General features: G+C 37.6%; 9 protein-coding genes. 4 read left to right on the top strand and 5 right to left on the bottom strand.

The window, feature by feature from the left end; all coding sequences use genetic code 11:
* The first annotated feature begins 675 nt into the window (after positions 1-675).
* The gene (locus OZD70_RS01340; RefSeq protein WP_182182711.1) at positions 676-1,686 is read left to right on the top strand and encodes an Mrp/NBP35 family ATP-binding protein; all 1,011 of its coding nucleotides are present in this window, start codon (positions 676-678) and stop codon (positions 1,684-1,686) included.
* Positions 1,687-1,825: 139 nt separating this feature from the next.
* On the opposite strand, the gene OZD70_RS01335 is transcribed toward OZD70_RS01340, so the two are convergent.
* Entirely contained in the window at positions 1,826-2,179 is a 354-nt protein-coding gene (locus tag OZD70_RS01335) for an Asp-tRNA(Asn)/Glu-tRNA(Gln) amidotransferase subunit GatC (protein ID WP_182182713.1), read from the bottom strand.
* Positions 2,169-3,095 (bottom strand): ribose-phosphate diphosphokinase, encoded by a 927-nt coding sequence (locus OZD70_RS01330; RefSeq protein WP_275020348.1) that lies wholly within the window; start codon positions 3,093-3,095, stop codon positions 2,169-2,171. The genes OZD70_RS01335 and OZD70_RS01330 overlap by 11 nt, the downstream gene beginning before the upstream one ends.
* A gap of 422 nt (positions 3,096-3,517) precedes the next feature.
* Here OZD70_RS01330 and sdhA point away from each other — a divergent pair, with 422 nt between their 5' ends.
* The gene (sdhA, locus tag OZD70_RS01325; protein WP_275020347.1) at positions 3,518-5,323 is read left to right on the top strand and encodes a succinate dehydrogenase flavoprotein subunit; all 1,806 of its coding nucleotides are present in this window, start codon (positions 3,518-3,520) and stop codon (positions 5,321-5,323) included.
* A 111-nt stretch (positions 5,324-5,434) separates the two neighbouring features.
* On the opposite strand, the gene OZD70_RS01320 is transcribed toward sdhA, so the two are convergent.
* The 3 genes from OZD70_RS01320 to OZD70_RS01310 all read right to left on the bottom strand — a co-directional run bounded on the left by OZD70_RS01320 (position 5,435) and on the right by OZD70_RS01310 (position 8,047).
* The gene (locus OZD70_RS01320; protein ID WP_275020346.1) at positions 5,435-6,517 is read right to left on the bottom strand and encodes an ankyrin repeat domain-containing protein; all 1,083 of its coding nucleotides are present in this window, start codon (positions 6,515-6,517) and stop codon (positions 5,435-5,437) included.
* A gap of 99 nt (positions 6,518-6,616) precedes the next feature.
* A complete protein-coding gene (locus tag OZD70_RS01315) occupies positions 6,617-7,450 on the bottom strand; it encodes an ICP22 family protein (RefSeq protein WP_275020345.1) in 834 nt (277 codons plus the stop codon).
* 312 nt (positions 7,451-7,762) lie between these two features.
* A complete protein-coding gene (locus OZD70_RS01310; RefSeq protein WP_275020343.1) occupies positions 7,763-8,047 on the bottom strand; it encodes a hypothetical protein in 285 nt (94 codons plus the stop codon).
* Between the two features lie 16 nt (positions 8,048-8,063).
* Here OZD70_RS01310 and OZD70_RS01305 point away from each other — a divergent pair, with 16 nt between their 5' ends.
* Both OZD70_RS01305 and OZD70_RS01300 read left to right on the top strand, forming a co-directional pair.
* Positions 8,064-8,294: a hypothetical protein gene (locus OZD70_RS01305; protein ID WP_275020106.1), complete on the top strand. Its 231-nt coding sequence runs from the start codon at positions 8,064-8,066 to the stop codon at positions 8,292-8,294.
* 14 nt (positions 8,295-8,308) lie between these two features.
* Positions 8,309-9,156, top strand: an 848-nt coding sequence (locus tag OZD70_RS01300) for an IS110 family RNA-guided transposase (protein WP_275020111.1), incomplete at its 3' end; no start/stop codon positions are given.

The raw sequence follows: 9,156 nt of genomic DNA, 5'->3' as shown, positions 1-9,156 counted from the left end.
TTTGCAGGATTAGAGAGTGACAACTAGCTAACACGGGGTTTCTTTTGCCTTTTTTTTATTTGGTAAATTTCTTAATGTTTATAGCTAAACGACAACCGTCATCCTGCAGCGGGATCTATGTTAAGAGATACCGCGAATGAATCGCGGTATGACGGTTAAGTAGGGTGTCATTCCAGTGCTTGGCACTGGAATCCAGCCTTTATTATGCAGCCACTTGGTTGAAATTACGTCTTCTGGATCCCAGTGTCAAGCACTGGGATGACAGGAAGAGAAGGCTACTTGGATGACACCTTGACGATTTGAAGAATCATCATACCGCTACTTGTTAGCGGCGCGGCGGTATGACGTAGAACTGCTGTCATTCCAGCGCGTGACGCTGGAATCTAGAAAAAAAGAACCAGTGTCTGGGCACTGGGATGACAAAAAAGGGGCTACTCTGATGACGAGAAAGGAGTACTGGGATGACGCTATTCTTTTTTCTGGATCCAAGTAGTCAAGCTACTCGGATGACAGGAGAAGGGGCTACTTGGATAACAAGAAAGAGGCTACTTTCATGATACTGTCATAAAGTGAACCAGTACTTGGCTTGTGTTCTAGGCAAAACCTGCTATAACATTTAACATACTGTTTCTGAAACAAATGTTCCGCACTGGGATCTGCTATGTAAGAGGTCTAATGATCAACGAAGAAATTGTAAGAGAAAACTTAAAAAAAGTCATAGAGCAAAAAAGCGGTAAAGATGTGATCGCTCTTGGCATAATATCCTCAATCATTATTAAAGGCGGGGACATTGGTTTTGCGCTTGAAGTTGCCGGTAACACGCAAGCAAACGAAGAATTAAGAAGAAATTGTGAGCAAGCTGTTAAAGCTATACCGGGGGTGACAAAAGTGATCGTGGTTGCTACTTGTCAAAAACAAGCTGGGCAACAAAAAGCTAAATTACATATCGAAGGAGTGAAAAATATAATCGTTGTGGCCTCTGGTAAAGGCGGTGTGGGCAAGTCCACAGTTGCGCTAAATCTTGCTCTCTCATTAGCAAAGTTGAAACATAAAGTTGCATTAGTTGATGCAGATATATATGGGCCTTCAATTCCTAAAATGCTTAGCACTGAAAAATTAAAGCCAGAAATACAGGGTGGGAAAGCAATGCCTATAGAAAAGTATGGCCTGCATACTATTTCAATCGGCTATTTTATTGATAAAGATCGTGCAGCGATATGGCGTGGCCCTATGATCACAAAAGCACTTTATAATCTGCTCATGGGAACAAAATGGTCCGATATAGAGTATTTGATAGTTGATACACCACCTGGAACTGGCGATGTGCATTTAAGTCTTATGGAAAATTTTAACTTAACCGGGGCAATAATAGTTTCAACTCCACAGGAGCTTGCCTTGATTGATGCACGCAAAATTTACGATATGTTTATAAAGCTCAGTGTACCGATTATTGGCATTGTAGAAAATATGAGTTATTTTACTCAAAGCGGCTCAGAAATATACATATTTGGAAAAAACGGCGCGAAAAGAATGTCTGAGGAGCTGGGCATCAAACTCTTAGGTAGGATTCCTTTAGATCCACAAATATGCCATGCTTCTGATTGTGGAAATCCTTTAATGCTAAGTGAAGATTTGACAGAGATTTATGAAGACATTGCTAAAGATGTTATAGCTAAAGTGGCTTAGGTTTACCTACAATTTGAAAAACCGTCATTCCGCTACGTGTTAGCGCCGTGACGGTATGACGTAGGATTGCTATCATTCCGCAGCGGGATCTCTTGTTAGCGCCGCGGCGATATGACGTAGGGAGACGCCTTATTTTACCCTAATCATTTATAACCTTTGGCACTACGAAATACCCATGCTCAGGTTTTGTATTGGACAATATCTCTTCTTTAATGTTTTGAGAATTTATAACATCATCGCGTACATGAATGGCCTTGTCTATACTGCCATAACGCATAGGAGAAACACCTTCGGTATTAACTTGCAATAAAGTATCATGTATCCAATCCAGCATTGTCAGTCCTTTGGAGTAGTAATCAATCTCGTCATTTGATAACTTGATCCTTACAAGCTGTACAATTTTAAGCATTTCTTCCTTGGTAATTGTTATTTTTCTCTTATTTGCGAATTCTATTAGTGAAGTAATAACGTCTTCTGTTGACTTAGCTGGCATCTTTACCTCCTTGGATGAAGTGAGTTAAAATATCTACGACCGAAACAACTTCTACTTTACCAGTTTTTTCAAGTTTGTGAAGTATAGTATCCGTAATCACTAATTTATCTAAAGAAGAGGAAGAAATTTTTTCAACTGCACTTCCTGAAAGCACGCCATGTGTGATGCATGAAATTACGGACTTTGCTCCGCAATTTTTTAAAGCAAGGGCTGCATTACACAATGTTCTACCAGAGTCAACTATATCATCAACAATGACACAATTTTTATTCGCAACTTCTCCTATTATGTTCATTACTTGAGATGTGCCTGCTTTCTCCCTATATTTATCTACTACAATAATCTTATCACTTAACCCTATCTTGTACTTTTCCTCTAAAGTCTTTGCAAAAGCACGTGCTCTGCCAATTGCTCCAACATCAGGTGCAACAATTGCCAAATTTTCCGTGTGTATACAGTCAACAAATGCTTCAAAGCAGTTCAAATTAGTTATCGGTACATCAAAGAATCCTTCAATTTGACTTGAGTGCAAATCAATCACTGCAACACTACTTGCACCTGCAGTTTGAATAAGATTTGCAACTAATTTGGCACTTAAAGCAGATTGCATATTATTGTTTTTGATAATTCTATCTTGCCTGCTATATCCATAATAAGGAATAATTACTACTATCCTTTTGGCTCCTAATCTATTTACTGCATCAATTGTAAGCAGAAGCTCCATAAGGTTATCATTCACAGGGGGAGAAAGAGATTGTACTATGTATACTTCTTGATTATATAGATCATTTGTTACTTCTACATTTACCTCGCCATCGGTAAACTTTGATATCCAAGCAGAGGATGGTTGAACATCTAGCCGGTTAACTACTGATTCCCCTAATTCTTTACTAGCATTACCTATTATTATCTTCATAATATACCAATTGAGTTTGTAAGATTATACAGAAATTATGAAATAATTGAAATGTAAGTTTCTTTATCTAGCATTCTTGTTGGCAAATTAGGTACCTCTTGTACAATGACCTGTCATTTTCATGCATTGTTTCAATATACAGACCCAAATTGAAACAACTATACAAAATCCATTCCACCAACTTCCTGTTTATTTAGTGTAATAACTACCGATGGATGCAAGCCAGATAAAGACTCAACCATTTTATTGTATGTTCTACCTGAAGCAAGTAAAATAGCGAGGGTTAAATGGCATTAAGATCAAAATTATTGGATGAAAAAGTGGTTCACTAATAATGAGAATTGGTATTAGCTATAGAAAACTTGTATAGATTTTTTCTACTTCTGTGATATCATAAGCCTGTAATGATAAAATAAGCAAATATGGATAAGTCAGCGTATGAGATCATAGAACATGAGTATGATGTGGTAGTAGTAGGTGCAGGTGGAGCAGGGCTCAGAGCAACGCTTGGGATGGCTGCAACTAATTTTTCAGTTGCCTGCATTTCTAAAATTTTCCCTACACGAAGTCATACAGTTGCAGCACAAGGCGGAATTAGTGCAGCTTTAGGTAATATCGGTGAAGACGATTGGCGCTGGCATGCATATGACACAATAAAAGGTTCAGACTGGCTTGGTGATCAAGATGCAATAGAATATATGTGTAAAAACGCTGCTAAAGCTGTTATTGAACTTGAAAATTTTGGCGTACCTTTTTCTCGTACAGAAGATGGCAAAATATACCAGCGTTCCTTTGGTGGAATGACAACTCACTTTGGTAAAGGAAAATCAGCGCAGCGCACTTGTGCGGCAGCAGACAAAACTGGGCACGCAATCCTTCACACTCTATATCAGCAGTGTCTTAAATTCAACGCTGAATTTTTTGTTGAATACTTTGTGATTGATTTAATTATGGATAGCGAAACCGGAGCATGCTGCGGAGTTCTTGCTTGGTCGCTATGCGACGGTACATTACATAAATTTTGCGCACATTCGGTGGTGCTAGCAACAGGTGGATATGGACGTGTTTATTTCTCTGCAACAAGTGCGCATACCTGCACAGGTGATGGTAATGGCATGGTGGTGAGAGCTGGGTTACCACTTGAAGATATGGAATTTGTACAATTTCATCCAACAGGAATATATGGCTCAGGGTGCTTGATGACAGAAGGATGCCGTGGAGAAGGGGGGTACCTCGTTAATTCTCAGGGCGAAAAGTTTATGGAACGTTACGCACCAAAAGCAAAAGATTTAGCTTCCCGTGATGTGGTAAGTCGTGCAATAACAATTGAAATTAGAGAGGGAAGGGGAGTTGGCCCGAAAAAAGATCACATGTATTTAACTATAGCGCATCTTGATCCCGAAGTAATAAAACTCAGATTGCCGGGCATTAGCGAAACCGCAAGAACTTTTGCTGGAGTTGATGTCACTAAAGATCCAATACCGGTCATTCCGACTGTTCACTATAACATGGGTGGCATTCCAACCAATTATTATGGAGAAGTGATCACGCTGAAGCAAGGTAAGGAAGAAGTAGTAGATGGACTATTTGCAATTGGAGAAGCTGCATGTGTTTCTGTGCACGGTGCAAATCGACTTGGTTCTAACTCGCTTCTTGATCTTGTGGTTTTTGGTAGAGCTGCAGCGCTCAGAGCAAGAGAGAAACTAAAATCCGGTACACCACATAAAAAATTGCATTCAGACTGCACAGACTGGATAGTAGATAGATTTAATAAAATGCGATTTGCCTCCGGTGGGCTAAAAGTAGCAAAAATACGCAGCGAAATGCAGAACACTATGCAAAAGTACGCATCAGTGTTCCGTGTTGCTGAAGTTTTAGAAGAAGGGAAAAAAGCTATAAAAAAGGTAGCAAAAATGATGCCTGATATTTCACTTGAGGATCGTAGTATGATATGGAACAGTGATTTAGTTGAAGCACTGGAGCTTGCTAACATGATCCCACAAGCGGTTGTTACCATGGAATGCGCAGCCAATCGAGAGGAGAGTAGAGGTGCTCATGCTCGTGAAGATTTTCCTGAGCGTGATGACAAAAACTGGATGAAACACACCATAGCGTGGCTTGAAGAAAAGAAAGGGCAGATCAATGTAAAAATTGATTATAAAAAAGTGGCTGAAAAAACTCTTAGCGATGAAATTGATTTCATCGCTCCAGAGAAGAGGGTTTACTAGTTTATTGTTAACACACCTGCGGGAGATTTTGTTGATGTATCTTTCATTGCACTTTTTGGTCTTCTTGCATGCTTTTTCTGTTATTTATTGTCAACATGGTCCTTTGTTTCATTACTTGATTTTTTTAAGAAATTCCTTAATACGACTCCGTGAAGTGAAAATAAAATATGCAGATATAGCAGCAACTATGATACAAATGGCCGCTACAGGTGCCATTACCCCATTAAAGGCAGCAGCAGTTGCTATTCCAATAACAGCAAACATTATTGCTAATGCTGGTCCTTTATGGATTATTGTAGATGCTGCCTTCCCTATAGAAGAACCTGTTCTTTTAACACCAGACTGACATTTTTTTAAAGGAGTTTTACAGTGGTATTCTTCCTCAAGCTCCTCTTTCAATTCTCTAGCTTTTTCTTGTGCTTTATGCGGAGTCTTCGGATAATCTTTTAAACCACATAGAGTTAGATAATACTTTCTAGTATCAAATGCTTGACCTTCCAACTCCAGAGAACGGGGATCAGCGCCCATTTCTAGCAGCATTGCACAAAACTTCGTTGTATTGCTATAACTAACTGTTGGATCAAAAATTTTTCCTTTCTTTAGATATTTAGTTCCTCCTTTCCTCGCTTTTGTTTTTAGCGCCACTTGTAGAGGCGTGTTTTCTTTCTGATTGGTAGCATTCATAGCTTTTCTCAATTGATCTTGAGGTATCACTCCTTTTTCTACTAAATTCAAAATCAACTTCAAATATGCAACTTTTTGCTCTCCTTTAAGTAAAGCAATATGATGTAGAGCATTGTTTCCATCTGTATCTTCACAGCTAATATCTGCCCCTTTTTGCAATAACTCCTCAAAAAGTTTTTTATCATTATTTTCGATTGCTGAATGTAATAGATTACTACCTGGAGTATTTATGGTACGTGGTATAATTTCTTTAATTTTTGCTTCTGTATTGGTTTTTATTTCTGGTTCTAATTCAGACTTCTTTACTGACTCTGCCAATTTTTCTAAGAAATTACGGTAGTATGTCTTTTGCTCTTCTTTTAAGTCTTGTAATTTTTCTGTAGATAATCCTAAATTATCAGAGCTGGCTCCATGCTCTAACAATTTTGTAAGAAACTTAAGTGTGTTATCGTTACTTCGAATTGTATGAGACTCATGTTTTTCTTTTGTTATCTTGTTAATTAGCACCACCTGAAGAGGGGTTTTTCTGTCCTGATCTTTACTATCAACAAGTTGTGCTAAATCTTTCTTGGTGACCGTTTTTATTAGGGTACCTAAAAGCTCGCATTTCTATTTTTTTTTGAGCGATGCAATAAGGTATAAAATATTATTTCCTTTTTCATCTTTTATGCTGCTAATATTTGTGCAATTTTCTAGATATTCTTCAAATTCCCTTTGATTTCCATTTTTAATTGCTTTGAATATCTTATCAGTATATTGAACACTGCTGTTCATTATTCCGTTCTCTACTTCTTGATCTTCATTTGCTGTGTGGAAAATTGGTATACCCGAAATGTGATCTTTCTCATCAGCATGATCATCTCCATCTTCGCTACTGTTGCCGCTTTCAATTCCACTGTCTTCACTGTTACTTGTTATCCCGTTCTCTACTTCTTGATCTTCATTTATTGTGTTAGCACTACTGATTGAATGCTTCTTACTAGCGTCATGATCATCTTCAGCTTCGCTACTGTTGCCGCTTTCAATTCCACTGTCTTTACTCTCTATACTCCCTCTACGACCAGTTTCATTTTGATCAACGTTATCAGAATGATCTTTTTTGCTGCCCTTGTTAATAGCTTCTGAAATTACTTGTTCTATCTTCTCTTTCTTTATTTTCTCTAGTTCTTTTGACTGTTTGATTTCTTCTTTCAATACCGGAAGGAAGCGTTGGATATAATACTTATAATATTCTGGCGATTTTTTTAATTTAATTAATACCTCAGTTAATACCTCAGGACTAGCCCCTTTTTTGAACAACCTCTTGTATTCTGTGAGAGTCCCGTCTTTCCCAACTTCTGGGTTTGGGTGTTTGTGCTTTCCTTTTGTTACTTTTTCCATTATAATGTTCAATAATTTACTGTTGTATACTAACTCATTGGATGTAGAATTTTTTTCTGTCATATCAAAGCCTCGCTAAAAATTAACTATTTGTGTATCTTTGTAGTTGTAGGTGTTAACAATTTGAGATTAAGAATTAACAACTAAAAAGCTAGATTTAAATTTAAAAATGTTGTATATGTAATTGAAATGCAGGCAGAAGAGCGTTTCTGCTAGTATCATAGTTAAACCTCACTTCAACGGTTATCTACTATTTTAAATGTTTAGTTTTAAGAAAGGATAAATATTGGTATATAGCTAAAGTGAACAGGTGCAAAATGTGCTATACCGCGGCGCTAACGAGTAGGGAATGACGGCATATCAAATTGTAGCTAGCTATAGAACGTTTCCTACTATCTTATTCATAAATTGACGTAGTATTGACACATCGCTCATTTGAGTAGCTGGAGGATTTTCAGTATGTTTTGGTTGATCTGGCAGCTCTTGTGCTGCCAAGTTTCTGGCATTAAAGGCATTTTCCAACTTTAAATAAACAGGGTAACACATTGCACAAACTGCTATGGTCACAGATAAAGCAGCTGCAGCTATCATGTTTCCTGCCAAAGCGCAAAATACTGTTGCAAAAATTAAACCTCCAAGTATCCACTCTATTGGTAGCATCGAACAAGGAAAAATCTTGTTAAACCTGAAAGAAACTATTTTATCCAGTGCTATAACAATTTTTAAATATAATTTATTAAGAAGTATTTTTGCAGTTATAACCGGAACGCTCAATGGTGCTAGAGTGCCCGTTTGGGAGCATGGTTTTGGAGGAACGGTTAAACCACTGATGGAGTCTATTACAACTACCTCGATTAGAAGATTGTATAATCTAACCGTCCCAAGCTTAAATACTTCTTCATTATAAGTTATAGGAGGTCAATTACAATGACAAAAAGTAAATTAGAGGTAATGAATCCTGATGCAGCAGGGATAGATGTTGGTTCGGCTGTACATTATGTATGTATACCCGAGAGAAGAGATGAGCAACGTGTTCAAAAATTTGGCTGCTTCACTGAAGACCTTCATAATTTAGCAAGGTGGTTAAAAAAGTGTAAAGTTACAACCGTAGCGATGGAATCAACTGGTGTATATTGGATTCCTTTGTTTCAAATACTGGAATCTTACGGTTTTGAAGTTAAGTTGGTAAATGCGCGACATGTAAAAAATGTACCTGGGAGAAAGTCAGATGTTCAGGACTGTCAGTGGTTACAACAACTACATAGTTATGGATTACTCCAAGGGTCATTTAGGCCAGATAGCCAGATGTGTGTATTGCGTAGTTACGTGCGACAACGTAAGAACCTCACTGAAAGTGCATCTACACATGTTCTGCGTATGCAGAAGGCATTAATTCAAATGAATATACAACTGCATAGAGTTATAAGAGATATAACAGAAGTAACTGGTATGAAAATTATCAAGGCTATAATTAAAGGCGAAAGAGATTCTGGGAAATTGGCTCAATTCAGGGATGCACGAATAAAAAATGATCAGTCTACTATAGCAAAAGCGTTAGCTGGCGATTATAGAGAGGAACATGTATTCACGCTAAAGCAAGAATTTGAACTATATAATATTTATCAAGAAAAAATAGCAGAATGTGATAGAAATATTGAGGTCTATTACAAAACGTTTGAAACAAAATCTAACGAAAGTAAACAGTTGAGTAAGGAAAAGAATAAGCACAGAAAAAGTAAGCCTGACTTTGCTTTGCACGAGGAACTGCA

Source organism: Wolbachia endosymbiont of Drosophila tsacasi (assembly GCF_028982115.1).
Lineage (GTDB): Bacteria > Pseudomonadota > Alphaproteobacteria > Rickettsiales > Anaplasmataceae > Wolbachia > Wolbachia pipientis_B.
The sequence above is the reverse complement of the archived record's forward strand: the minus strand, read 5'-3'. Positions and strand labels throughout refer to the sequence as shown.